Source organism: Bifidobacterium callimiconis (assembly GCF_003952005.1).
Taxonomy (GTDB): Bacteria; Actinomycetota; Actinomycetes; order Actinomycetales; family Bifidobacteriaceae; genus Galliscardovia; species Galliscardovia callimiconis.
In genome coordinates this window covers 11,917-38,033 of record NZ_QXGJ01000006.1, presented here as the reverse complement: position 1 = coordinate 38,033, position 26,117 = coordinate 11,917, and the positions used below count along the sequence as shown (strand labels likewise).

Genomic DNA, 26,117 nt, shown 5'->3' with positions numbered 1-26,117 from the left:
ATGGCCACTCCGGAATTCATTCTCGAGCTGCGCAAGAAGATCGGTCATGACCCGCTGTGGCTGATCGGCGTCTCCGCCTATGTGGAGGACGCCGATGGTCGCGTGCTGCTGGGTCGCCGCAGCGACACCGGCGAATGGGCCATGGTGTACGGCATCAACGAGCCTGGCGAGGAGCCGGCCGTGACCGTGGTGCGTGAGGTGAAGGAGGAGACCGGCGTGGACTGCGTGCCCACCGATCTGGTGTCCGTCAAGTCGTCCACGCGCATGCTCACCTATGGCAACGGCGACCAGGCCATGTACATGGACCATCTGTTCGTCTGCCGGCTGACCGAGGGCGGCAACACCGATCCGTTCGTGGGTGACGACGAGAGTCTGAACGTGGGCTGGTTCGACGTGGATGATCTGCCCTCGCCGTTGGCGGCCACCACCGTGGAGCGCATGGGGTACGTGCGCCGATGGAAGGACGCCGGCGACGGGAAGGCCTTGTTCTCGCTGGAGTAGACGCTGAGGACCGGGTTGGGCCCTCCCTCTGCCATGGCTGCGCCACGGCATCTCCCTCCCCAGGAGGGAGAACGAAGAGAAAGAGCATGTGCTCCCTCCGAGGGAGGGAGCTGGCCGGCGCAGCCGGACTGAGGGAGGGCCCGACACCTGCGTATGCCGTGACAGGGAGGGAATCCTTCCATGCCCTCCGACCTCCTCCAACCATCAGATGCGGCCCCATCGCCAACGAAGTCCTTCCCCGCATCATCCACCCATCCTCTACCGAAAGGAATCCATGTCCGTTCTCACCATCATCTTCGGCATCATCGCGTTCGTGATCGGCGTGCTGTTCGCCTCGCTGCCGACCAGCGCACGCATGATGGACGGCGCCCAAATGGGCCTGTCGCTCGTGCTCGTGGTCGCGCTCATCGGCATGCTGATCTGCATGTACTTCATCGGCTCAGACACCGAGTCCTGGGTGATCCTGATCACCGCCGTCGTGGGATACGTGATCGGCCACCTGCGTCCGATCAACGATTTCCTTGCCTCGCACTGGGATATCTTCGACTTCCGCTGACGCCGTCAAACATCGGCCGCCCCTGGCCGACGATCAGAATCATGATGGGGGTGGAACCAGCCGAACATGGCCGGTTCCACTCCCATCATGCGTTCAACGGATATCGTTCAGATGTCCAGAAAATCCATCGGCCGTTCGATGAAGCGGCGAAGACCATAGGCGGCGGCACCATGCAATGCCGGATGCTCCTGCGACGCGCAGGACAGCACACGCAGGTCGATCGAACCGCCGGCGAGAATCTGCGGCACGACGCGCTCACGCAGTCGGGCGGCCAGCTCCTCGCCGAACACGGACCAGAACCCTCCGAGCACAATGGTGTCGACGTCCAGCACATTGATGACCGTCGCCGCCACGGAGGCCATGGCATTCAACGCCTGATCGATGGCACTCGCCGCCTTGCCGTCTCCATCGCGCCACCGGTCATGAAGCTCCTGCACGTATCGACTCTGCACGGCCTCGTCGCCGTCGGCGATTCCTGCGGCACGCACCAGTTCACGCCGTCCCGCGTACATTTCCAAGCAGCCCCGCCTGCCACACCGGCATTGCGGACCATTCATGTCCACGGACACGTGGCCGAGCTCACCGGCGAATCCGTGATCGCCACGTACCAGAGCCCCCGAACGCACGAACGCTCCGCCCACACCGACGTCGGTGGAGATATACAGGAAGGAGTCGTTGGGAGACAGCGTCTCCCCGGGCCGTGCATCCTCATCGGCATGCTCACGTTCCGTCTCCCGCGCCACATCCTCGACCTGCGCGGTCGGACGGCACGACGCGTATCCGGGGATCTGCGCGATGGCGGCAAGATTCGCCTCGTTGTCGGCCAACGCCTCCAGACGCCGTACCGCGTCGTACTGATGCAGGTCGATATTCGTCCAACCGAGATTCGGTGCCATGAGCAAACGCTGCTCTCCGGTTCCTTGTCCGGCGATCAGACCGGGCAAGGCGAGTCCGGTGCCCACAATGCGGTAGTTACGACGCTTGAGGGTGGCCTCCGCCGGCAGCAGCAGCTCATCCAGGGCGGCGAATGCCTCATCAGGCGTCACACCGGTCATCGGGCGGTCCACCCACTCCCCCATCACGGTCTCGCCGGCGATGTCGGTGACGGTGTAGCCGTAGCCATCGGTATTGATCTGCATGCCGATACCCACCCAGCAGCCCGGGCGGAACGCCAGCGGCGTGCTGGGCCGCCCGTTTCCCGCCTTCTGCTGCGGGTCGAGCTCCTCCACCACTTCGTTGGTCAGCAGAATGTCGGACAGCAGTGACATGGTCGCCTTGGTCAGACCGGTTGACTTGGCCAGCTGTGCACGGCTCATCGGCGCATCCGACTGCAGCAGTGTGGTCAGCACCACCGACAGGTTGTGGTTACGCAGGTCGTCCTGATTGATACTTCGCGATCGCGACATGACAGTGTCCTTTTGATCCTATGATCCCGTGTTGTATGACGCCGCGCCGGGTATGCTTCGTCGCCGCATATGCGTCAGTTTGGAACGTCGTTGAACTAAGTGCTTTTCCTTTACCTTACAACATGTTCGGCGCGATGCAATCCTGAGCCGTCACACTGGTTCGTCATCACTTTCCCGACAATTAGTTTTTTCGTCTAATTAATTGGTATACTGGAAGACGGAATCCGGCCGGGCCGATCACGATGACGTCGATCGCCGTGACGCCACGAGGCCGGACGAACGTATGCATATCACATCACCATATCGACAACGAACAGATGGGAGCGGTTATGACAGAACGGATTCTGGTGGCCGGCGTCGACACCTCCACACAATCATGCAAGGTGCGCGTCACCGACGCCAAGACGGGAGAACTCGTACGATTCGGCTCGGCGAAGCACCCCGACGGCACCAGCGTAAACCCCGAGGCATGGTGGAAGGCCTTTCGCGAAGCGGCCCGACAGGCCGGCGGACTCGACGACGTGTCCGCGATCGCCGTCGGCGGCCAGCAGCACGGCATGGTGCTGCTCGACGAACACGGTGCCGTGATCCGCGACGCGCTGCTGTGGAACGACACCCGCTCGGCGCCGCAGGCCGAGGCTCTGATCCGCACACTTGGAACGACCGACGCCGAAAGCGACGAACCGGACGGCAACGACGAGGACGCGATCCACGCGCGTGGCGTGCGACGCTGGGTGAAGGCGGTGGGTTCCTCCCCCGTCGCATCCTATACCCTGACCAAGGTGGCATGGGTCGCCGAGAACGAACCGGACAACGCGGCGCGCATCGCCGCGATCTGTCTGCCGCATGATTGGCTGAGCTGGCGCATCGCCGGCTATGGGCCGGTCGCCGACGGTGAGAACGCGCATCTCGATGCGCTGTTCACCGACCGTTCTGACGCGTCCGGCACCAGCTACTTCGATGCCGCGACCAACGAGTACCGTCTCGATCTGCTTGATCTGGCGCTCGGCCGGCATGATGTCATCCTGCCGCGCGTACTCGGCCCGTCCGAGGCGGCGCCGATCAAGACTTCTCCGGAGATCGCCGGCGGCGCCGTCAAAGGCGGATGCCTGATCGGACCCGGCGGCGGAGACAACGCCATGGCGTCGTTCGGCCTGTCGATGGGTGTTGGCGACGTATCGGTGTCGTTGGGCACGTCCGGCGTGGCCGCGGCCATCGCAGAGAACCCCACGTACGACCTCACCGGTGCGATCAGCGGATTCGCCGACTGCACCGGTCATTTCCTGCCGCTCGCCTGCACGATCAACGGTTCGCGCATCCTTGACGCCGGCCGTCACGCACTCGGCGTGGATTACGACGAACTCGCCTCATTGGCATTCGCGTCGGAACCCGGCGCCGGCGGCATCACACTGGTCCCCTACTTCGACGGCGAGCGCACGCCGAACCGTCCCGACGACACGGCCCGTCTGGAGGGCCTGACGCTGGCGAACACCACGCGCGAGCATCTGGCGAGGGCGTTCGTAGAGGGGTTGCTGTGTTCGCAGCGCGATTGCATCGAGTTGGTGCGCGCACTCGGCGCACGCATTGACCGCATTCTGCTGATCGGCGGCGGCGCCAAGTCCCCGGCCGTGCGTGCGCTTGCGCCCGCCGTGTTCGGCATGGACGTGACGCTGCCCGCGACCGACGAGTACGTGGCCATCGGCGCGGCCCGTCAGGCGGCCTGGGTGCTGGCCGCGGCCCAGACCGACTCGGGAACGGCCTGCGAACCCCCGGCATGGCGGATCACGATCGATGGCGTCGAGTCCGCCGAGCCGACGCCCGAGGTCTACGAGGCCTACGCCAGGCGTCGCGGCTGAGCAAGGCCGCATATCGGGATTCCACCGTACCGTCCTCTTCGATGCTTCTTTGACGCACATTCGCGTCGGTTGAGCACTGGAGAGGACGGTACGGTGTTTCTTTGTCGTACGCATGCGTCAAAGAGGACCCAAAGCCCCTCCCGCGCGGCGTATTCGACACAGGCGCGCGTCAAAGAAGCATCAGAAAAGCCCGGCGCATCCCACACTGGGACACACCGGGCTTCCTCTTACGGGGCCGGTTTCAGAAGACCGAACATCACGCTTCGGCGAGTGCCTGGACCATGTAGTTATTCAAGGTGGACTTGACGCACTCGAGGTGATCGGACTTGGTGGCGGCGATCAGTTCGGACTGCGGCTTGTCGAGCGCGTACTCTTCCAGGGAGGCCAGCGTGGCGGTGCCGTTTTCGATGGTGGCGCCGATGCCGGAGTCGTAGGAGCTGTAGCGGTCGGCGGTCAGGTTCTCGATGACCTTGTCCTCGTGCAGCTTGGCGGCCACGAGCAGACCGGCGGCGTAGGTGTCCATGCCGGCGATGTGCGAGCGGAACAGATCCTCGGCGTAGAAGGAGGAGCGGCGGGGCTTGGCATCGAAGTTCAGACCGCCATGGGGACCGATCTGGCCTTCGTCGAGCACCTCCCACATCACGGAGACGGTTTCCATGAGGTCGGTCGGGAACTCGTCGAGGTCCCAGCCGAGCAGCTTGTCGCCCTGGTTGGCGTCAAGGGAGCCAAGCACGCCGGCGTCGCGGGCGGTGCGGATCTCATGCTGGTAGGTGTGGCCGGCCAGGTTGGCGTGGTTGCCTTCCAGGTTCAGCTTCATGACGTCCATCAGATCGTAGCCGCGCAGGAACGCGATAGCGGTGGCGGCGTCGAAGTCGTACTGGTGGGTGGTGGGCTCCTTGGCCTTCGGCTCGATCAGGAACTGGGCGTCCAGACCGATCTCCTTGGCGTAGTCGTGGCACATGTGGAAGAACCTGGCCATGTGCTCCTGCTCGCGCTTCATCTGCGTGTTCCACAGGTTCTCGTAACCCTCACGACCTCCCCAGAATACGTAGTTCTCGGCACCGAGACGCTTGGCGATCTCCAGCGAATGCTTGAGCTGGCCGGCGGAGTAGGCATAGATGTCGGCGTACGGCGAGGTCGAGGCGCCGGCCACGAAGCGCGGGTTGGTGAACAGCGAGGACGTGTTCCACAGCAGCTTGACGCCGGTGGACTTCATGTTCTCCTCGATCTTGTCAACGACCTTGTCAAGGTTGGCGTTGGTTTCGCGCAGGGTGTCGCCCTCGGGGGCGATGTCGCGGTCGTGGAAGCAGAAGTACTCCACGCCAAGTTTGGTGAAGAACTCAAAGGCGTAGTCCACCTTGGCGAGGGCTTCGTCCATCGGATCGGAGTACTTGCCCTGCCACGGACGATGCGCGGTGCCCACGCCGAACGGGTCGACGAGCTCGGCGTCGAAGGTGTGCCACCAGGCGACGCCGAAGCGCAGCCAATCCTTCATCTTCTTGCCGGCGACCACACGGTCGGCGTCGTAGTAATGGAAGCCGAGGCCCTGCTGCAGGCCCTTTTCCTTGCCAACGAACGGAATCTTGTCGATGTCCCACAGTGCCATGAGAACTCCTTTGCTCTTGTCTGGCGAAGTCATATTCTTGCCCTGCATCGCGATGATGCACTATCCCACGGCCTGTCGGAAACCTCATCCGCCCGCCGCGAACATCTATATAGTAAAACCATTGAATAATGTTTGTCAAATCAAAAAACTTATTGGCTATCCGGTGTGTCGCCACCGCCGGACGCCACATGCCATCGGGGGTATTCACCCAACTCTTCATCACCGCCACACGTCTCTCTGCCAGTCACGCGATCAGCCCCATCCGTTGATCTTCCACGGGGGAATACACTGGAGAAAGGCGATCAATGAAGGAAGAGGCACCCATGTTCTGCAAATACTGCGGCACGAAGGCGAATGACGGCGAGAAATTCTGCGTCGGATGCGGCCGTCCGCTGAAGTCCACGCCAACGACGCCGGCCGCAACACCCTCGTGGCAATCCACACCGCCATCGAACGGCACATCCCCGATGGGAACCCAACCTCCGACCGGAACGATGACGAACGGAACGCCCGCAACCTCACCGACGTCCGCCGCAACGGCAAAACGACTCCCCCTCAACATCCTGCTCATCGTCGCGATCGTGGCGGTCGTATTGGGCGCCCTGTTCTTCACCTATCATCAAGGCTGGCAGCGGAACGAGGCGTACGCACTGCCCGCCGCCAGTGAAATCCCGCAGTCGAACGGTTCGAGCACCACGGGCGACAAGAATCCGACCGCGGTCAACGTCGTCGCCGAACTGCGCAGGCAGGGCATCAAGACCAAGGTGCAGAAGGTCTACTCCGGCAAGACCGTAGGAGCGTTCACCGGATATGACGGCATGAAGCCCGGCGACACCGTCAAAAACGGGCAGACCGTGACCGTCAACGAGTCCATGGGTCCCGGCGTGCCCAAAGGCACGGAAGGAAGCAAGGCCGCCGATGTCGTGACCACGCTCAAGGACATGAACGTGCCGGTCACGTTCCACCAGATGCCGGTCACCGACACGTCGAAGCATCCGGAGGGCACGGTTCTCGCCACCTATCCGGCCGACGGCGCGGCGGTCACCGACAAGTCCACCGGCATCCAGGTCGGCGTGGCCACCGCCACGACGCAAGTGAACACCGTCGGCTACGACGTCATCGGCATGGACAAGGACGAGGCACAGTCGAAGTTCGTCTCCCAGGGACTTACGGTGACCATGACACCGCGCTTCTCGTCGAAGCAGTATCTCGGCAAGATCGTCGACTCCGAACCGAAACCCGGCGTTGTCCGCAGCGCCGGATCGGCGGTGACGCTGTACTACGGCGTGGACGCCAGCCAGAAGAACGACGTCGTCGGACAGGAACTCGGATATGGCAGCACCGACATCGCCATGACCAACACCACGGCTCTGGCCGGCAAGTACTGCACGGACAACGGCGACTGCGTAACGTTGAAGACGGCCGCGACCAGCAGCAAGCCGTATACCCTGGCCGTCGACGGACAGCAGAACGTCGGCGACTATGGTTCCGACACCGTCTGGGACGGTCTTTCACTCTGCGCATATTCGCAGGACGCCTACGGCTGCGTCCCGAACCCCAGCGCCAGCTACATGACCGACTCCATGAAGGACTTCCTCATCGACGGCGACACCGGCGCCATGGAACTGTTCTCCGGTTTCGGCCTGCCCAACTGTGGAGACAATCCATTCGTGGGCGACGGCCCCGTCTCCTGCGTCAACGGCAAGACCGTATTCGGCACCTCCGGCATATCCGGCGCCAGCGGCGACCAGAGCGACCTGACCTACGTTCCCAAGGAATTCTTCGTGGTCATGCCGGTCGGAGCCGATCTCGACAAGCTCAAGGCAGACGGCTACTTCGACGGATCATCCAACTACAAGCCCGACGCGAACCGCGTGTATCTGATCCGCCGCGACAACTCCGCGTACAAGACGGTCAAGGCCGACAACGGTTCCACACTCACCGTCGATCCCTACTCTCCCGGTCCGAGCATGAAACCGTTCAAGCAGGCACCCAACGCGAACAACGTGTACTACCTGGTCGAAGGCCTGCAGGATATCGATTGGAGTTCACTGCCCGGCATCGACGTCACACCAAGCTCGTCGGCATCGTCCGACGCATCGGAGAAGCAGTGATGTTCCACACCGCAATCTGAATACCTACCGGACGTTGCGGCCAGCTCAGTCCTTCGTCACCGAGGCGTAGCGGAAGCGGAAGGAGGCATCGAGCCTCACACCCGACACATCCCTGCCGGTCACGGCCACCTGTGAGCCCTGCAGCAGCGGGATGGTCGACAAGTCCCCGGTCTCCAGCTGCTGGATCTGTTTGAGCAGATCCTCGCGCTTGGCGGAGTCCTGTTCGCCGGCCTGGGCCGCCAGCAGCTCGTCCATGCGCGCGTTCCTGTAGCCGTTGCTCGGGTAGTTATCGCTGCGGAAGAACGGAGACAGGTAGTTGTCCGGATCCGAATAGTCCGGGAACCAGCCCAGCTGGTAGACCGGATACGAACCGTCGGACTTGTCGGTCACCACACGGTCCTTGGTGTACTGGGTCCACTCGGTCTGCTGCAGATTCACCTTGAACAGACCGCCGTTCTCTAACTGGGTCTTCACGGCTGCGTATTCGTCGGTCGACGTGGCCCCGTAATGGTCGGTGTTGTATTGCAGATCAAGTACGACCGGAGTGGACACGCCGGCGTCCGTCAACGTCTTCCTCGCCCTCTCCACGCTCGGCTTGCCGTTGCCGTCACCGTACGCGCTCTTCAACGTGTCGTCATGACCGGACAGACCGTCGGGAATGAAGGAATACAGCGGCGTATACGTCCCCTTGTACACGCCGTTCGCCAACGCCGACCGATCCACCAGATCCGCGACCGCCTCGCGCACGGCCAACGCCTTGCCCTGGTCGGCGTTCGGACGGGCCTCGCCATACGGCATGATCTTCATATTGAAGACGAGGTATCGTTCCTCGCCACCGGGACCGGTGACGATCCGCACACGGGAATCACGCCGCAGATCGGCGATATCGGTGGGCGTGAGCGTCCGGTATGCCACATCCACCTGCTCCTGCTGGACGGAGAGTTTGAGATTGGCCGCATCGGCGAAGTACCGCACCTGCACGGCGGCGTTCCTTGCCGGAGTGAGCCCACGGTACGCCGTATTACGCCGATAGATCGCAGATTCGTTGAGCTTGAAATCGGTCAGTGTATACGGACCGGCGAATGCATTGGATGCGACGATGACGGAATCGTCGGTCAGCCTGCCAGCGCTGAACACCTGCTCGTCCACGATCGGACCGGCCGGAGAACCCAACACCTGCTTCAGAGTCACATCGTTCTTCACGGAATCCCTGATCACCACGGTGGTGTCGTCGGGCGTCTCCACGGATTCGATATTGGCCATCAGCGGCAACGGACCGTTGGCGCTGTTGATCCTCCTGATGCGGTCGAGCGAGAATTTCACGTCGGAGGATGTCAGTGCATGGCCATTGGCGAACTTCAAACCCGGCTTGAGTTTGACGGTGAACTCGGTGCCGTCCGCGCTCCACGTGCCGTCGTCGGCGGCGATATCCGGACTCATGTCGGACCGCCCATAGTCGGGCGAGAACAGGAACGGGTAGATCTGCATGAATACCGCGTACGAACCGGTCTCATAGGTGCCTGCCGGGTCGAGCATGTTCACCTTGTCGGTAGTACCAACGGATATGACGTCGCCGGAGATCGCCGTGTCGGGTCTCACTCCCCCACAGCCCGACAGCAGCAGCACCGACACAGTCATCAGCAATGCGCCGATCAGAACACCGACATGTCTCCACAACGATCGGATCGGTCCCGATACGCCACGGTCCAAGCCATACGATGACAGATACGTCAACGTCCGTTTCCCCCTATTCGTGTTCCTTGCATTCCCCATTCGGCAAGATTCGGCCAGCGGCCGCATTTCATTATGGCACGATGCCGCATGGGGCGAATACATGAACGAACACGCGAACACGGACACGAAAAACGGGTGCGGGCGACTCTCATGATCATTGGATCATGGAATCGCCCGCACCCGTAAGGTACGGCCGCTGCGTATCGCCGGTCAGCTCTTCGTCACGGAAGCGTAGCGGAAGCGGAACGAGGCATCGAGCTTGACGCCCGACACGTTTGTGCCGGTCACGGCCACCTGAGCACCCTGCAGTAGCGGCAGGGTGGACAGGTCCTCGGTCTCCAGCTGCTGGATCTGCTTCAGCAGATCCTCACGCTTGGACTTGTCCTGCTCGCCGGCCTGCTGCACGATCAGATCGTTGACCTGACTGTTGGAGTAGCCGTTGTTCACGAAGTTGCCATCGCGGAAGAACGGGGACAGGTAGTTGTCCGGATCCGAATAGTCCGGGAACCAGCCCAGCTGGTAGGCCGGATAGGAGCCATCGGAATCCTCGGTCACCACACGTTCCTTCTGGTACTGGGTCCACTCGGTCTGCTGCAGATTCACCTTGAACAGGCCGCCGTTCTCCAACTGGGACTTGATGGCCGCATACTCGTCGGCGGAGCTCGCGCCGTAGTGCTCGGCGTTGTACTGCAGGCTCAGCTCGACCGGAGTGGAGACGCCGGCGTCCTCGAGCACCTTCTTCGCCTTCTCCACGCTCGGCTTGCCATTGCCGTCACCGTACGCGCTCTTCAACGTGTCGTCATGACCGGACAGGCCGTCGGGGATGAAGGAATACAGCGGGGTGTAGGTGCCCTTGTACACGTTCGTGGACAGCGCCTCGCGGTCGATCAGATTGGCCGCCGCCTGGCGTACGGCCTTGGCCTTGTTGGCGTCGGCGTTCGGCTGGGATTCGCCGTACGGCATGATCTTCATGTTGAAGGTGATGAAGCGCTCCTCGCCGCCGGGGCCGTTGACGACCTTGACCTTGCTGTCCTTCTTCAGGTCGGCGATGTCGGTCGGCGTGAGCTGACGGTAGGCGACATCCACCTGCCCCTGCTGGATGGCGAGCTTGAGGTTGGAGGCATCGGCGAAGTACTTCACCTGCACGGCGTTGTTCTTGGCCGGGGTCAGACCCTTGTACGAATCGTTCTTCGCATAGGCCAGCGCCTCGTTGAGCTTGAACGAGGTCAGCTTGTACGGGCCGGCGAAGGCGTTGCCCTTGACGATGGTGTCGGCGTCGGTCACCTTATCGGCGCTGAACACCTCCTCGTCCACGATCGGGCCGGCCGGCGACCCCAGCACCTGCTTCAGGGTCACATCGTTCTTCACAGAATCCTTGATCACCACGGTGGTGTCGTCCGGAGTCGCCACGGATTCCACGTTGGCGAGCAGCGAGGCGGGACCGTTCTCGTCGTTGATCTTCTTGATGCGATCGAGCGAGAACTTCACGTCGGAGGAGGTGAGCTTGTGGCCGTTGGCGAACTTCAGGCCGGACTTGAGCTTCACGGTGAACTCGGTGCCGTCCGCATTCCAGCTGCCGTCGTCGGCGGCGATGTCCGGACTCATGTCGGACTGTCCGTAATCCTGCGCGTACAGGAACGGGAACACCTGAATCTGCACGGCGTACGAACCGTTGTCGTAGGACGCGGCCGGGTCGAGGCTCACGATCTTGTCGGTGGTGCCGATGGTCAGCGTGTCACCGGACGATGATGACGACGATCCGCCATCCTTGACGCCGCATGCGGCCAGCGACGCCACGGCGGCCACGGATACCATGGCCGCTCCGATCTTCTTGATATTCATGGGATTCGTCTTCCTCCTGACGCTCCCGCTCGATGTGCGGGATTGCCCTGACTATCCGTCTGCCATGTTGCGCTTCGGTTTCCCCTTCGTTAGTTGAAACAACCAAACAGATGTCTTTTGTTTCCGGTTCACGACGGCACGGTTTCGGATCATTGCCGCCCTATCCCCCGGCACTGACACTGACACCGGCACCGGTCGATATCGCAAAAAGGCTCCCGTCCCCATGAACGGGGGGCGGGAGCCTTGGCGATTATGGTCGCGGCGAATGGAGACTACTTGTTCTCCTCGGCAAGCAGGGCGTGCAGATGCTCGCGGTGCTTGGCCTGTTCGCGCGGATCCGGGATCGGCAGCGAGGCGAGCAGCTTCTTGGTGTACGGGTTCTGCGGATTGCGCAGAATGTCATCCGTGTCACCGTGCTCCACGATCTCACCCTTGTGCATCACCATGACGCGGTCGGCGAGCATGTCGACCACCGCGAGGTCGTGGGTGATGAACAGGCAGGCGAAGCCGATCTCCACCTGCAGGCGCTTGAACAGCTCAAGCACCTTGGCCTGCACCGACACGTCCAGCGCGGACGTGGGCTCGTCGGCGATCAGCAGCGGCGGCTTGAGCGCCAGGGCGCGGGCCAGCGAGGCCCTCTGACGCTGGCCGCCGGACAGCTCGTGCGGGAAGCGGTCCATGTAGGCCTTGGGCAGCTGCACCATCTCGAGCAGCTCCTCCACATACTTGCGGGCGGAGGCCAGCGAATCGTACTTCTTGTGCACGAGCAGGGGCTCGGCCACATTCTGCGCGATGGTCATCAGCGGGTTGAACGAGCTGCCAGGATCCTGGAACACGAAGCCGATGTCGGCACGCTTCGGCTTGAAGTCGCGCTCCTTGAAGCCCTTCATCTCCATGCCGAGCACGTTGAGCGAACCGCCGGAGATGCGCTGCAGACCGGCGATGGCACGGCCGGTGGTGGACTTGCCGGAACCGGACTCACCCACGAGACCCACCACTTCGGAACGGTGGATGTCGAAGTCGATGCCGCGGACGGCCTTGAAGTCGGGCTGCATCAGGTGGCCGGGGTACGTGATCTCGAGACCGCGGGCCTTGACGGCGATGGGCTGGGTACGCCAGTCCACCTTGCGGTCGATCACATTGCCGTTCTCGTCCTTGACGATGAGCTTCTGGCCGATGCGGGGCACGGCTGCGAGCAGTCGCTTGGTGTAGTCGTGCTGCGGGGAGTAGAAGATCTGCTCCACGCTACCCTGCTCCACCACGTGGCCGCGGTACATCACGATCACGTCGTCGGCAACGTCGGCGATCACACCCATGTTGTGGGTGATGATCAGCACGGAAGCGTCGAACTCGTCGCGGGCCATGCGCAGCAGGTCGAGGATCTCGGCCTGCACGGTCACGTCGAGTGCGGTGGTCGGCTCGTCGGCCAGGATCAGGCCGGCGTTGAGCACGAGCGCCATGGCGATGACGATGCGCTGCTTCTGGCCGCCGGAGAACTGATGCGGGTAGTAGTCGATGCGCGTTTCGGCGTCGGGGATGCCCACCTTCTTGAGGATGTCGATGGACTTGGCGCGCTGCTCGTGCTTGTCGGTGATGCCGTGGGCGCGCAGGCCCTCGGCGATCTGCCAGCCGATGGTGTACACGGGGTTGAGCACCGAGTTGGGCTCCTGGAACACCATGGCCGCCTCTTCACCGCGCATCTTGCGCAGATCCTCGCCGGACAGCGAGAGCACGTCCATCTCCTTGGAGCCGTCACGGCTCTTGAGGTAGATGGCACCGGCGGTGGACGCGGTCTCGGGCAGCAGCTTGAGGATGGAGCGCGCGGTGACGGACTTGCCGGAACCGGACTCGCCCACGATGCCCACGATGGACTTGCGCGGGATGGTCAGGTTCACCTTGTCCACGGCCTTGATCGGACCGGCGTCGGTCACGAAGGAGACGCTCAGGTCCTTGATCGCTGCGAGATCGCCGTCGCTCACGGCGTTGGCAGTGTTCTTCACGGAATCAGCCATGATCATTCTCCCTTGCTCGCGGTGGACGTGGATTCGGTCTCGCCGGCGGCGGAGTCGGCGGCGACCTTCGGATCGGTGAAGACGACCTCGGCGGCGTCCTTCTGCGTGGACGGGTCGACGGAGGTGTCCTCGATGCTGCCGATGACTTCACCGGCGGACTTGCGGGCACGCAGTCGCGGATCGGCCAGATCGTTGAGGGACTCGCCCACCAGGGTAATGCCGAGCACGATGAGCACGATCGCCACGCCCGGGAACACGGCGGTCCACCAGATGCCGGCGGTCACGTCGGAGACGGAGCGGTTGAGGTCGTAGCCCCATTCGGCGGCGGCGGTCGGCTCGATGCCGAAACCGAGGAAGCCCAGACCGGCGAGGGTCAGAATGGCTTCGGAGGAGTTCAGCGTGAGGATGACCGGCAGCGTACGGGTGGAGTTCTTCAGCAGGTGCTTGGTCATGATGCGCCAGGTCGGAGCACCGATCACGCGGGCGGATTCGATGAACGCGGATTCCTTCATGCGCACGACCTCGGCACGGATGGTGCGGAAGTACTGCGGGATGTAGACCACGGTGATCGACAGGCCGGACGAGAGGATGCCCGCCCACAGGCCGGACTGGCCGCCGGAGATCATGATGGCCATGAGGATGGCGAGCAGCAGCGACGGGAAGGAGTAGATGGCGTCGGCGATAACCACGAGCACGCGGTCGACCCAGCCGCCGAAGTAGCCGGAGACGAGACCGAGGATCACGCCGATGAAGATCGAGCAGACCACGGCCACGAGGATGGCGATGACGGCGGTGCGGGCGCCCCACACGGTGCGGCTGAACACGTCGAAGCCGCCCACGGTGGTGCCCCAGATGTGGTCGGCGCTCGGCGCGGCCTGCGTCGGGAACGCCTTGCCGCTGGCGTCCTTGATCTGCGAGTATCCATAGGGCGCGATCAGCGGGGCGAAGATGGCCACGAGCAGGAAGAACGCGCACAGCACCAGACCGGTGATGAGCATGCCCTTCTGCCAGCCGACGGCGATGCGCAGCTGCTTGACGATCGGCAGCTTGGAGAAGAACGACTGCTGGTTCTTGGCCTTGAGCTCGGCGAGACGATCGTCGCCGGGAACGGTGGGCGTGGAATTGGCGGCGGTCATGTCAGTACCTCACTCTCGGGTCGATCAGGGCGCTGATCACGTCGACGATGAAGTTCACCACCGACACGATGATCGCGATGAGGATCACGATGCCCTGCACGGCGGTGAAGTCACGCGCCTTCAGATACGTGGACAGCATGAAGCCGAGGCCCTTCCATTCGAAGGTGGTCTCGGTGAGCACGGCACCGGCGAGCATCAGGGCGATCTGCATGCCCATCACGGTGATGATCGGGATCAGGGCCGGCTTCCAGGCGTGCTTGCTCAGCAGGCGCTTTTCGGAGACGCCGCGGGAGCGGGCGGCCTCCACGTAGCCGGAGGTGTAGGTGCTGATCACGTTGGTGCGCACCAGGCGGATGAACACGCCGGCGGTGAGCAGGCCCAGGGCCAGTGCGGGCAGCACGGCGTGCTGGAGCACGTCGGCCAGCACGGTCATGTCGCCCAGCTGCAGCGCGTCGACGATGTACAGGCCGGTGGGCGAGACCAGACGGCTGAACTGCATTTCGGACGACAGCGAGGAACGGCCGGAGCTCGGCAGCCAGCCCAGCCACACGGAGAAGATGAGCTTGAGCAGCAGACCCAGGAAGAACACGGGGGTCGCGTAGCACAGGATGGCGAAGGTACGGATGCCGGCGTCCACGGCGCGGTCGCGGCGGCGGGCGGCGATGCGACCCAGGCCGATGCCGACGATCAGCGCGATGACGAGGGCCATGATGGCCAGCTCGAAGGTGGCGGCGCCATAGCGGCTGAGCACGGAGATCACCGGCTGGTTATCGGTGAGCGTGGTGCCGAGGTCGCCGTGCAGCAGGTCACCAAGGTAGTCGATGTACTGCACGATGAGCGGTCGATCGTATCCGGCCGCATGGATTCGGGCTTGCAGCTCCTGCGGGGTCAGTCGTCCGCCGAGGGCCGCGGTGATGGGGTCACCGGTGGCTCGCATCACAAAGAACACGATGGTGACCAGAATGAAGATGGTGGGGATGATGAGCAGGAATCGGACGATGACGAATCGGAAGAACCCGCCGGATATCCTGTTTTTCTTGGGTTGCTCAGGAGTTTCAGCCGCTGCGTTCTGCGGCTGCTCGTTGAGAGCTTGGGCTTTCGACGCCACTCGTTTCTCCTTGGATTGGTGCCCCGATCGTTTCAGGGCCTTTACTGGGTAAAGGGGGATGTCCGGCACGCGCCTTGACTGGCGGCGTCGGGCATCCCCCTTGCAATTTATGTGTAGAGCGTAGTCCTGCTATGTTTCACGAAAACGTCGCGAACGTCACGGGACCGCCGTTCTCTACGTGGGTCAGCCTCAGGACTTGGTCACAGAGGAGTAGCGGAAGCGGAACGAAGCATCGAGCTTGACGCCCGAGATGTTCGTGCCGGTCACGGCCACCTGAGCACCCTGCAGCAGCGGCAGGGTGGAGATGTCCTCGGTCTCCAGCTGCTGGATCTGCTTCAGGAGCTCCACGCGCTTGGCGGAGTCCTGCTCGCCGGCCTGCTGAACGATCAGGTCGTTGATCTGGCTGTTGGAGTAGCCGTTGTTGACGAAGTTGCCATCACGGAAGAACGGGGACAGGTAGTTGTCCGGGTCGGAGTAGTCCGGGTACCAGCCGAGCTGGTAGGCCGGGTAGGCACCGTCGGAGCTGTCGGTGACGACGCGTTCCTTCTGGTACTGGGTCCACTCGGTCTGCTGCAGATCGACCTTGAACAGGCCGCCCTGCTCGAGCTGGGACTTGATGGCCGCGTACTCGTCGGCGGAGCTGGAGCCGTAGTGCTCGGCGTTGTACTGGAGCTTGAGGTCCACCGGGGTGGACACGCCGGCGTCGGAGAGGATCTTCTTGGCGTTGTCGACGCTGGGGCCGCCCTTGCCGTCGCCGTAGGTGGTCTTGAAGGTATCCTCGTGGCCGGTCAGACCGTCGGGGATGTAGGAGTACATCGGGGTGTAGGTGCCCTTGTACACGGTGTTGGCGAGCTCCTCGCGGTCGATCAGGCTTGCGACGGCCTGACGCACGGCCTTAGCCTTGTTGGCGTCGGCGTTCGGCTGGGACTCACCGTACGGCATGACCTTCATGTTGAAGGTGATGAAGCGCTCCTCGCCACCGGGGCCGGTGACGACCTTGACCTTGTTGTTCTTCTTCAGGTCGGAGATGTCGGTCGGGGTGAGCGTGCGGTACGCCACGTCGACCTGACCCTGCTCGATGGCCATCTTCAGGTTGGACGCGTCGGCGAAGTACTTCACCTGTACGGCGTTGTTCTTGGCCGGGGTCAGACCCTTGTAGGCGTCGTTCTTGGCGTAGGCCACGGCCTCGTTGAGCTTGAACGAGGTCAGCTTGTACGGGCCGGCGAAGGCGTTGCCCTTGATGATGGTGTCGGCGTCGGTCAGCTTGTCGGCGGAGAACACCTGCTCGTCGACGATCGGGCCGGCCGGGGAGCCGAGGACCTGCTTGAGGGTCACGTCGTTCTTCACGGCGGAGTGGAACACGAGGGTCGTGTCGTCCGGGGTGTCGATGGACTCGATGTTGGCCAGCAGCGAGGCGGGGCCGTTCTCGTCGTTGATCTTCTTGACGCGATCGAACGAGAACTTCACATCGGAGGAGGTCAGATCGTGGCCGTTGGCGAACTTGAGGCCCGGCTTGATCTTGACGGTGAACTCGGTGCCGTCCGCGTTCCAGCTGCCGTCGTCGGCGGCGATGTCCGGGCTCATCTCGGACTCATCGTAGTTCTGGGAGAACAGGAACGGGAACACGTTGATGATCACGGCGAAGGAGCCGTTGTCATACTGACCGGCAGGATCGAGGCTGACGATCTTGTCGGTGGTGCCGATGGTGATGGCGTTGGAATCCGCGGAGGACGCGTCATCCTTGACGCCGCCGCAGCCTGCGAGCGACGCGATCGCGGCGACGGACACGAGCGCCGCGAGAATCTTTTTACTCTGCACGAGTACCTCTCTTCGTTTGTTTCCTTCCGCCGTTGCCGGCGGCCTGAACATCACAGGTCCCATTCCGTCCGCATGTTCCGCATGGGTCAGGGCCATATCAGGGTACAAAAGTACAAATAAGTGTTATAGCGAATACCTAGGATATTCATAGGGTTTATCTCGGTATACGGTAGGGTTAACGGAATATGACCGGTCGGTCAGCCGCGGTATCAACCCAACCAAGACGATTTGGCTGGCTCTACGCTCACAGCGAACGCGAGTCATGCCGTGACGGTTCCGTTTCCCCGTGATCCTCCACGACGTCCGACGCCGTGTGATTGTTCACAGGTCGATCACTCACAGTGCGGTTACTCACAGTGCGGTCGTTCACAGTGCGATCACCCGACGTGGGAACGCACAGGGAGGGATCGTGACGGCATTCAGCAATGAACGCCGAACAGATCATGATCACCTGCGCCACCAGATTGAACCAGATGAGCACACCGATGATGGCGGCGAACGGCGCGAGCAGCGGATTCCTTGACGCGCCGCCGAGCAGCTTGGTGCCGAACAGCTGCATGACGGTAAGCGTCACCGCTCCCAATGCGCATGCGGCGATCATGAATCGGCCGGCATGGATGTGCGCGACCACGCGGAACAGCAGAAGAAACAGAAGGAAGTTCAATATCAGTCCGGAGCACAGACCGACCACGTCCAACGCTAGCGATCCGGCGAACGAATCGCCGGGAATGCCCAGCCAGGTCAGCAGGGCGCGCACCAGACCGCTGGACACGGTGCCAGCGACGGTCGACAGGATGAACAGCAGCGTCACCATCATGGCCGCGGCGGTGTCGCGCAGACGGGCCTTGACCAGATCGACGTCGTCATGATAGTCGTCGAACATGTCCTGCACCGCGGTGCGCAGCGAATCCATCCATCCGGTGACCGTCCACCAGAAGATGACGACGGTGACCAGACCGGTCCAAGTGAAGGTGTTCGAGGCCTTGGCCAGTACCGATGCGGACAGGAACGTGTCGGCACTGCCGGGAATCACCGTGTTCACCGCGTCGATCAGCATCCGCTGCAGCTGCTCGTTGCCGATCACGATCACGCCGGCGAGCGACAGCGCCATCCATACGCCGCCGAAGAAGGCGAACAGCAGTCCGTAGGCCAGTCCGTTGCCCATGAGCGAACCACGATGCGAAAGATAGCGGTCGATCAGGCGTCCGGGCAGCGACCGCTTCCACCAGTGCATCACAGTGGCGATCAGTTCCCCTGCGGATCCACCCACGGTCACTCCCCTCCCCCGTTCGGGTATTTGCCGTCATCGTCTGTCGTCAAGTCCGACTATCCGCCGTCGCTATTACTGCCGCCCTTGCAGCCAGAGCAGATATTCGTGGTTGCCGTGTGTGCCTTCGATGGGCGAGTCGGCAGTGGCCTTCACCGACAATCCGTGTTCACGGGCGCAGGCGATGACCTTGTCCAAAGCTCCCCGACGCAGTTCCTCGCTCTCCACGATGCCGTTCTTGCCGAGATTGCCACGGCCGACCTCGAACTGCGGCTTGACGAGCAGGACGATGTCCACGACCGGGCCAACGATGCGCGCGATCACGGGAATCACATACGTCAGCGAAATGAACGAGACGTCGGAGACGATCATGCGCGGCACGAACGGCAGGTCCTCGGCGTGCACGTCGCGGATGTTGACGCCGCTCATTTCGATCACCCGAGGATTGCCGGCGATACGCGGGTCGAGCTGACCGTGACCCACGTCGAGCGCCACGACGCGAGCCGCACCGTTGCGCAGCAGCACGTCGGTGAACCCTCCGGTGGATGCGCCGATGTCAAGACAGTCAAAGCCTTCGGGAGCTGGCAGCCCCTGTGGCCCGAACGCGTCAAAGGCGCCCACGAGCTTGTACGCGCCGCGTGAGACGTAATCGTCGTCGGCCGTCACCGTGATTGCCGACGTGGCGTCGACCGTGGCAGCCGGTTTGGTCACAGTCGCGCCGTCGACGGTCACGGCGCCCTGACGAATCAGACGCTGTGCTTTGGAACGGGACAGCGCCAGACCGCGTTCGACCAGTTCCTGATCCAGCCTGCTCATGATTCGATGCGGAGTCCGTCGAGCTCCGCCTTCAGCTGATCGAGCACGGAACGATATGCGGCGATCTGATCGTCGAACGATCGTTCATCGAGCCCGGACAGACGGGGAAATTCCGACGAGACGTCGAGCCGATCATCGGCCGGTTCGGTGGTCGATGCCGCGGGCGCGTCGACGGTCATCATTGCTGTGTCATGCATTGCTGCCATGCCGTGTCCTCGGATGTGGTGATGTTCAGATGTTCAGATGTGAAATTCGGGGATGGTCAGGGCGTCTCGGTCCGCACCGGCGTCAATGGCCTGCCAGACCGCGCAGCATGCGGCACGCAGCGCGTCCAGAGAGCCCAGTGCCTGATCGGCATCGCCGTTCTCCTGCACCTGCAGCGTGCCATCGGCCACGCGGGCCACGGCGTTACGGCATACCCACGAGCCGTCGGCCTGCGGCAAAACCTCCGGATGGGCTTCGTTCAGTCCGCGCAGATCCTTGGCGATGAACGACGGCCGCAGCACCGGTTCGGCAAGCACGATCTCGTTCGACGTGGACACGCCGGTGAGCACCACCAGCGAATCGTAGCCGCCGCGGTTGCCCGCCTCGATGTCTGTATCCAGACGGTCACCGATGGCGAGACAACGATCCTTGGCGATCGGGTCGACATGGTCGCCCGACGCTTCGGCCAGCGAGTCGGCGACCAGCTGACGAGCCTCGTCGTACATGGCGGACTCGGGCTTGCCTGCCGAGCCGAGGGGCTGATGGCCAACCGCCTCGATCACGGCATTGACCAGAGACCCGCAACCCGGCGCGATACCGAGCTCGCGGGGAATCGTCAGATCACGATTGGTCACGAAATACAGGGCTCCACGCTGGGCGGCAAACGCCGCGGATGCCAGTTCGTTCCATGTGATCTCGGGATACCATCCCTGAATCACGGCGTCCGGGCCATCCTCCACACGGTCGACCAGCGTCAGACCGGCGCGGGTCACCTCCTCGCGCAGATGCGGCGCGCCGACGGCCAGCACCTTGGCGCCGGCCGGCACATGGTGCGCCACCATGCGGGCGGCCACCACCGACGAGGTGATGACCTGCCACGGTTCGACATCCAGCCCGAACCCACGCAGCTGGTCGGCGACCACGGCCTGGAAGCGCGACGAATTGTTCGTCGTGTATTCCATGACCATGCCCGCCGACTGCGCCTGTCGAATGGAGTCGGCGGCATGCTCCACCGGGTTCTTGCCCCGGTAAACCACACCATCCAGATCCAGCAGCGCCAGACGGTATCGCTCGCTGATCGGCGCGTCCGAACCCTTGATGTATTGCGTCATGCCGCTCCCCTATTCGTGTTTACTCGTGTGTGCTGTTCACTCGGCCTGCTCGACGCCGTCCTCGGCCTCCGCATCGGAGGCGTCATCCTCGGTGCCGTCAGAGACATCGGGATCGGAGGGATCGGAATCGGAGTCGGCGCCCTGCTGGGTCTCCTCGGCGGGGAGGGTCTCCTCATCGTCGGCATTGCGCGGGTTGTCGGCGTCCGTATCGTGCTCGTCGAGCTCGTTGACGGTGGTGGAGGCCACGTCGATCTCGTCCGAGGTCACGTCGTCCTCGTCGGACACGGCCTCCGCGTTCTCGACGTCATCGGAATCATCGGAATCGGCGCTTTCATCGTCGGATTCCTCATCATCCTCGTCGTCGGCGAACGCCGTCGGGTCGATGCCCAGACCCTCAAGCAGTTCGTCGTCGATGTCCTCAAGATCGTTGTCGATGATCGTGTCGTCATCGTCCTCGACATCCGCGTACTCATCCTCGAGACGACCCACGAAGTCGTCGAGCTTCGCGGCCTCCTCGGTACGTCCGGCCTGCTCCAGGAAGTACTGCTCGGCCTGCACGGCACGCATGCGATAACCGCCGGAAATGCCCTTGGCATGACCGATGGTGTGCACCATGTCGATGGCCTTGTCCCAATTCTCCAGATCGGCGTACGCGCCGGCCACCACCAGGAACATCTCGGCCTTGGCCTCGCCGCGCAGCTGCTTGGCGTCGTCCGACATGGCCAGTTCGATGGCCTTCTTCGGATTGCCCAGACCGCGCTCGCAGTCGGCCATGAACGGCAGGTAGTCCACGTAGCCGTTCATACGGTAGGCGGTGCGGAACTCACGCAGGGCCAGCTTGTAGTCACCCTGACGGTAGGCCACCAGAGCCAGCGTCTCACGGGTCATGTCGATGCGGGACGCCTGACGGGCGATCCACTTGGCGTGCTCGAGAGCCCACTCCGGGTCGCTCTCCTCAAGCGTGTAGGCGGCCAGCATGTGCAGACCGATGTTCTCGGCGTGCTCCTTGCTCAGACCGCGCAGACGCTCGCGCTCGTCCGGAGACAGCATGGACCATTCCAGACCCTTCGGCATCTTGGGCTCATCGGGACGACGATCCGTGTACGGGTTCTGCGACGGGTACGACACAGTGCCGTCGGAGTTGCGGCGACCACCCTGATAGAAGGCGTGAGACCCCTTGCCGTCACGGTTGTAGTTGTTTGTGCGCTCGCGGCGATCGCCGCCCTTGAACTCGTCGCCATCCTTCGCGTAGCGCGGATTGCGCGGCTTGTCGTCGAACGAACGACGGGGCTTGCGATCATCACGGTCTCCGCGGAAACCGCCCCTGCGGTCGTCGCGGTGGAAATCCTTACGGTCGTCACGACGGTCGAAACGACGCTCACCGTCACGACGGAAGTTCTTGCGCTCGCCATCACGACGATCATCCCTGCGATCATCGCGGCGGAAGTCACGACGACCCTCGAAACGACGATCGTCACGCTCACCGTCATGATCGCGACGATCGAAACGGCGGTCGTCACGATGGAAATCACGACGTCCGCCATCGCGACGGTCGTCACGACGGTCGAAACGACGCTCACCGTCACGACGGAAGCCGCCGTTGCCGCCACGGTTGCCGTAGCTCTTCTTGTAGCCGCCCTTGAAGCCGCCACGGGAATCGTCGCCATCACGGCCCTCGCGACGATCGCCATGATCGTCGTTGTAACGACGGAACTCGCCGTCGCGCTGGAAACGACGGCCACCGCCGTTGCCTCCACGGTTGCCGTAGCCGCCACGACGGTCGTCACGGCCGCGGCCGCCGCCGAACGACTTGCCGCCACGGCCCTTGCCGTAACCGCCGCCGTTGCCGCGACCCTTGCCATAGCCGCCGGAATGTCCACCGCGTCCCGCGGAATGGTTGCGTTCTTCGCTCATCGAGTCTCCTCCACTGCTGCCAATGCCTTCTTACCGCGACGCAGCAGGGCGAAACGTCCCTGCAGGAAGTCGTCGTCGGTCAATGTCTGTTCCTGCTCTTCCACACGTGCGTTATTGAGGTACAGTCCGCCGGACTTGATCGCACGACGTGCCTCGGACGCGGACTTGAACAGCCCGGCCGCCGCGGCCACATCGATGATGCGCTCGCCGGCCTTGGACTGCGGGAATGCACCGTCCACCTTCAGGCCCTCCAGCGCCGCCTCGAGCGTGCCCTCGTCCAGCGCGGACAGATCGCCGCCACGACCGAACAGGGCCGCGGCCGCATCGATGGCCGCCTGCGTGGCCTGCTCGCCATGCACGAAGCTGGTGACCTCCCAGGCCAGAGTGCGCTGTGCCTCGCGGGCACCCGGGTTCGTACGGCTCTCCTCCACCAGACGTTCGATCTCGTCCTTCGGCAGGAAGGTGAACGCCTTGAGCAGGCTCTCCATCTCCACGTCGGGGCGGTTGAACCAGAACTGGTAGAACTTGTACGGGCTGAGCATGGTGGCGTCGAGCCACACCGCGTTGCCCTCGGACTTGCCGAACTTCTTGCCCTGCGCATCGGTGATGATCGGGCTGGTGAACACGTTCACGCTCTCGCCGCGCACCTTGCGGATCAGGTCGAGACCGGACGTGAGGTTGCCCCACTGGTCGGAGCCGCCAAGCTCCAGCGTGCAGCCGTACTCGTCGAACAGGTGCAGGAAGTCGTTGCCCTGCAGCACCTGGTAGCTGAACTCGGTGAAGGAGATGCCCTCCTCGGAGTTCAGACGACGGGCCACGGTGTCCTTGGCGAGCATGGTGCCGAGACGGAAGTTCTTACCCACATCGCGCAGGAAGTCGATCACGCTCATCTCAGCGGTCCAGTCGTAGTTGCTGACGAACCGCACGGGATTGTCGCCCTCGGTCTTCAGGAATCGGCCGATCTGGGCCTTGAGACGGTCGGCCCATCCGGCCACGGTCTCCTTGGGGTTGAGCGTGCGCTCGCCGGACTGGCGGGGATCGCCGATCAGACCGGTGGCGCCGCCGACCAGCGCGATGGGATGATGGCCGGCCTCCTGCAGATGACGCATGTTGATCAGCTGCACAAGATTGCCGATATGCAACGAGGCGGCCGTGGGGTCGAAGCCGCAATAATAGGTGATGGGATCGCCGTTCAATGCTTCGGCGAGCTGCTCTTTGTCAGTGGATTGATTGACCAGACCGCGCCATTCGAGCTCTTCGAGAAGAGAATCGAACCCCGCTTCCTTGTAGCTTCTGACCTGAGACATGTGTTCCCTGTCACTCCTCAATCGTGTTGAATATTGCTGGTTCCAGCAACACTACAGTTTCTCAGGACATCACGACAGTGCGCGTCATGATTATCCGCGCTGTGCGAGATACCGCTCGTACGCTTGGAATCCGCCGGTCAGGTTCACGGCGTCGTACCCGCGATCCATGAGGATCTCCGCCACCTCCTCGCTCCAGCTGCCCTCCCGGCAGAACACGATGACCGGCTTGTCCTTCGGCACGGTGTGCAGCACCTTGGCCAACGGGTCGAATGGCGCGTTGATGGCGCCTTCGATGCCGTGCGCCGCCACTTCATGAGGCTCGCGCAGGTCCAGCAGCGTGACCGTGGAATAGTCCAGTGCCGCGAATTCCTCCGGCGACATCTGACGGATCTCGACCTCGTCGAATTCGTTACCGATCATGGTCTCCCCTTGTCGTTCCTTGTCTCTTCCGATGTGCAGGCGTTCAAGCGTGATGTTCGATGTCAGATCGCGCACGCCGGCTGGATGTAGTTGTCCGGCTCCAGTGCGGTGATCGTGGGATGATCGCCGCATACCGGGCAGTCCGGTTCGTGCTCCGGCAGAGGAACAGTGCGGATCCGCATGGTGAGCAGGTCGGCGGTGAGCATGCGTGCAGTGAGCAGATCGCCCGCCCCGGTGATCATCTTCACGACCTCCACGGCCTGCAGGCTGCCGATCACGCCCACGGCGGCGCCGAGCACCCCGGCCTCCTTGCAGGTGGGGACCTCGCCGGCGGCGGGCATCTCGCGGAAGATGCAGCGATAGCAGGGGCCTTCACCAGGCACATAGTCCATGACCTGCCCGGCGAACTGCACCACGCCGCCGTGCACGAACGGCTTGCCGGCCAGCACGCAGGCGTCGTTGATGAGGAACTTCGCGGCGAAATTGTCGGTGGCGTCCACCACCACGTCGTAGTCGGCGATCAGTTCGGCGGCGTTATCGGCGTTGAACGACGTCACGTACGTGTTCACCGTCACGTCAGGATTCAGCCGGGCAATGCTTTCCCTGGCCGATTCGGCCTTGGGCGTGCCGATCTTGCCGGAATCATGGATGATCTGGCGCTGCAGATTGCTCATGTCGACCACGTCGTCGTCCACGATGCCCAGCGTGCCCACGCCGGCGGCGGCCAGATACAGCGCCACCGGGGAACCGAGGCCGCCGGCACCCACGATCAGCACCTTGGCGGCGAGCAGACGCTTCTGACCGCGCACGCCCACGCCTTTGAGGATCAGATGGCGGGCGTACCGTTCGACCTGGTCGTCCGAAAGCGAGATGCGCGGTTTCGGTGCGTTCGTCTGCTGGGTCTGCTGCGGTTCCATGAAGTCGTTCTCCTTGCCGGTCGGTCGCTCAACATCTTGAATTCAAGGCTGGACGGATATCAGCCCTTGGCGGCAAGCTGCACGGCGGTACCGGACGCGGTGACCATGAGCATGTCACCCTGACCGAGCACCTCGTAGTCGATGTCCACGCCCACCACGGCGTGCGCACCCAACGCGGATGCGCGCTGCTGCATCTCGGCGAGCGCCTCCTCGCGCGCCTTGACCAGTTCGTCCTCGTAGCCCTGGCTGCGGCCGCCGAACACGTTGCGCAGCCCGGCGCCAAGATCCTTGAGGATGTTCACGCCGGAGATGACCTCGCCGAACACGATGCCGTAGTAGCCGGTGATGGTGTATCCCTCGACGCTGGGGGTGGTGGTGACGATCATGATGATTCCCTTCGAATCGGTGCCCCGCGATATCGGGGCCGTGTTTCCACCTTACCGTCATTCCGCCGCCGTGCCTTCATCGCCG

At 63.1% G+C, this 26,117-nt stretch carries 22 protein-coding genes; 4 read left to right on the top strand and 18 right to left on the bottom strand.

Annotated elements, in window-relative coordinates; genetic code table 11:
* Nucleotides 1-501: an NUDIX hydrolase gene (locus tag D2E23_RS06605; RefSeq protein WP_126030173.1), complete on the top strand. Its 501-nt coding sequence runs from the start codon at nt 1-3 to the stop codon at nt 499-501.
* A 274-nt stretch (nt 502-775) separates the two neighbouring features.
* Nucleotides 776-1,057 carry a hypothetical protein gene (locus tag D2E23_RS06600; RefSeq protein ID WP_126030172.1) on the top strand — a complete coding sequence of 94 codons (282 nt, stop codon included), beginning with the start codon at nt 776-778 and terminating at the stop codon, nt 1,055-1,057.
* A 107-nt stretch (nt 1,058-1,164) separates the two neighbouring features.
* On the opposite strand, the gene D2E23_RS06595 is transcribed toward D2E23_RS06600, so the two are convergent.
* Nucleotides 1,165-2,463, bottom strand: a complete 1,299-nt coding sequence (locus D2E23_RS06595; protein WP_126030171.1) for an ROK family protein — start codon at nt 2,461-2,463, stop codon at nt 1,165-1,167.
* A gap of 329 nt (nt 2,464-2,792) precedes the next feature.
* On the opposite strand from D2E23_RS06595, the gene D2E23_RS06590 reads away from it, so the two are divergent.
* Nucleotides 2,793-4,319 carry a xylulokinase gene (locus D2E23_RS06590; RefSeq protein WP_126030170.1) on the top strand — a complete coding sequence of 509 codons (1,527 nt, stop codon included), beginning with the start codon at nt 2,793-2,795 and terminating at the stop codon, nt 4,317-4,319.
* Between the two features lie 256 nt (nt 4,320-4,575).
* Here the strand turns inward: D2E23_RS06590 and xylA are convergent, their stop codons facing one another.
* Nucleotides 4,576-5,925 carry a xylose isomerase gene (gene xylA, locus D2E23_RS06585; protein WP_126030169.1) on the bottom strand — a complete coding sequence of 450 codons (1,350 nt, stop codon included), beginning with the start codon at nt 5,923-5,925 and terminating at the stop codon, nt 4,576-4,578.
* 244 nt (nt 5,926-6,169) lie between these two features.
* Entirely contained in the window at nt 6,170-6,496 is a 327-nt protein-coding gene (locus D2E23_RS11610; RefSeq protein ID WP_164520721.1) for a hypothetical protein, read from the bottom strand.
* A gap of 10 nt (nt 6,497-6,506) precedes the next feature.
* Here D2E23_RS11610 and D2E23_RS06580 point away from each other — a divergent pair, with 10 nt between their 5' ends.
* A complete protein-coding gene (locus D2E23_RS06580) occupies nt 6,507-8,039 on the top strand; it encodes a PASTA domain-containing protein (protein ID WP_164520720.1) in 1,533 nt (510 codons plus the stop codon).
* A 45-nt stretch (nt 8,040-8,084) separates the two neighbouring features.
* Here D2E23_RS06580 and D2E23_RS06575 read toward each other — a convergent pair whose 3' ends face one another.
* The 15 genes from D2E23_RS06575 to D2E23_RS06505 all read right to left on the bottom strand — a co-directional run bounded on the left by D2E23_RS06575 (nt 8,085) and on the right by D2E23_RS06505 (nt 26,035).
* Nucleotides 8,085-9,677 carry an ABC transporter substrate-binding protein gene (locus tag D2E23_RS06575; RefSeq protein ID WP_126030167.1) on the bottom strand — a complete coding sequence of 531 codons (1,593 nt, stop codon included), beginning with the start codon at nt 9,675-9,677 and terminating at the stop codon, nt 8,085-8,087.
* A gap of 306 nt (nt 9,678-9,983) precedes the next feature.
* Nucleotides 9,984-11,615: an ABC transporter substrate-binding protein gene (locus D2E23_RS06570; protein ID WP_126030166.1), complete on the bottom strand. Its 1,632-nt coding sequence runs from the start codon at nt 11,613-11,615 to the stop codon at nt 9,984-9,986.
* 272 nt (nt 11,616-11,887) lie between these two features.
* The gene (locus tag D2E23_RS06565; protein WP_126030165.1) at nt 11,888-13,627 is read right to left on the bottom strand and encodes a dipeptide ABC transporter ATP-binding protein; all 1,740 of its coding nucleotides are present in this window, start codon (nt 13,625-13,627) and stop codon (nt 11,888-11,890) included.
* A gap of 2 nt (nt 13,628-13,629) precedes the next feature.
* Nucleotides 13,630-14,763 (bottom strand): ABC transporter permease, encoded by a 1,134-nt coding sequence (locus tag D2E23_RS06560; RefSeq protein WP_126030164.1) that lies wholly within the window; start codon nt 14,761-14,763, stop codon nt 13,630-13,632.
* A gap of 1 nt (nt 14,764) precedes the next feature.
* Nucleotides 14,765-15,790: an ABC transporter permease gene (locus D2E23_RS06555; RefSeq protein ID WP_241227248.1), complete on the bottom strand. Its 1,026-nt coding sequence runs from the start codon at nt 15,788-15,790 to the stop codon at nt 14,765-14,767.
* A 270-nt stretch (nt 15,791-16,060) separates the two neighbouring features.
* Complete coding sequence (locus D2E23_RS06550) at nt 16,061-17,689, bottom strand: ABC transporter substrate-binding protein (RefSeq protein WP_093961282.1); 1,629 nt, start codon at nt 17,687-17,689, stop codon at nt 16,061-16,063.
* 244 nt (nt 17,690-17,933) lie between these two features.
* Nucleotides 17,934-18,959: a YihY/virulence factor BrkB family protein gene (locus D2E23_RS06545; protein ID WP_241227242.1), complete on the bottom strand. Its 1,026-nt coding sequence runs from the start codon at nt 18,957-18,959 to the stop codon at nt 17,934-17,936.
* Between the two features lie 72 nt (nt 18,960-19,031).
* A complete protein-coding gene (locus D2E23_RS06540) occupies nt 19,032-19,772 on the bottom strand; it encodes a TlyA family RNA methyltransferase (RefSeq protein WP_126030162.1) in 741 nt (246 codons plus the stop codon).
* Nucleotides 19,769-19,978: a hypothetical protein gene (locus D2E23_RS06535; protein ID WP_126030161.1), complete on the bottom strand. Its 210-nt coding sequence runs from the start codon at nt 19,976-19,978 to the stop codon at nt 19,769-19,771. The genes D2E23_RS06540 and D2E23_RS06535 overlap by 4 nt, the downstream gene beginning before the upstream one ends.
* A 33-nt stretch (nt 19,979-20,011) precedes the next feature.
* Nucleotides 20,012-21,088: an HAD-IIA family hydrolase gene (locus D2E23_RS06530; RefSeq protein ID WP_126030160.1), complete on the bottom strand. Its 1,077-nt coding sequence runs from the start codon at nt 21,086-21,088 to the stop codon at nt 20,012-20,014.
* A 36-nt stretch (nt 21,089-21,124) separates the two neighbouring features.
* Complete coding sequence (locus D2E23_RS06525) at nt 21,125-23,002, bottom strand: tetratricopeptide repeat protein (protein ID WP_240541565.1); 1,878 nt, start codon at nt 23,000-23,002, stop codon at nt 21,125-21,127.
* Nucleotides 22,999-24,309 carry a tyrosine--tRNA ligase gene (tyrS, locus tag D2E23_RS06520; RefSeq protein ID WP_126030159.1) on the bottom strand — a complete coding sequence of 437 codons (1,311 nt, stop codon included), beginning with the start codon at nt 24,307-24,309 and terminating at the stop codon, nt 22,999-23,001. The genes D2E23_RS06525 and tyrS overlap by 4 nt, the downstream gene beginning before the upstream one ends.
* Nucleotides 24,310-24,399: 90 nt before the next feature.
* Nucleotides 24,400-24,729, bottom strand: a complete 330-nt coding sequence (locus D2E23_RS06515; RefSeq protein ID WP_093961278.1) for a rhodanese-like domain-containing protein — start codon at nt 24,727-24,729, stop codon at nt 24,400-24,402.
* 62 nt (nt 24,730-24,791) lie between these two features.
* A complete protein-coding gene (locus D2E23_RS06510; RefSeq protein ID WP_126030294.1) occupies nt 24,792-25,601 on the bottom strand; it encodes a HesA/MoeB/ThiF family protein in 810 nt (269 codons plus the stop codon).
* Between the two features lie 104 nt (nt 25,602-25,705).
* Nucleotides 25,706-26,035, bottom strand: coding sequence for a putative heavy metal-binding protein (locus D2E23_RS06505; RefSeq protein WP_126030158.1), 330 nt, complete (start codon nt 26,033-26,035; stop codon nt 25,706-25,708).
* Nucleotides 26,036-26,117 lie beyond the last annotated feature (82 nt).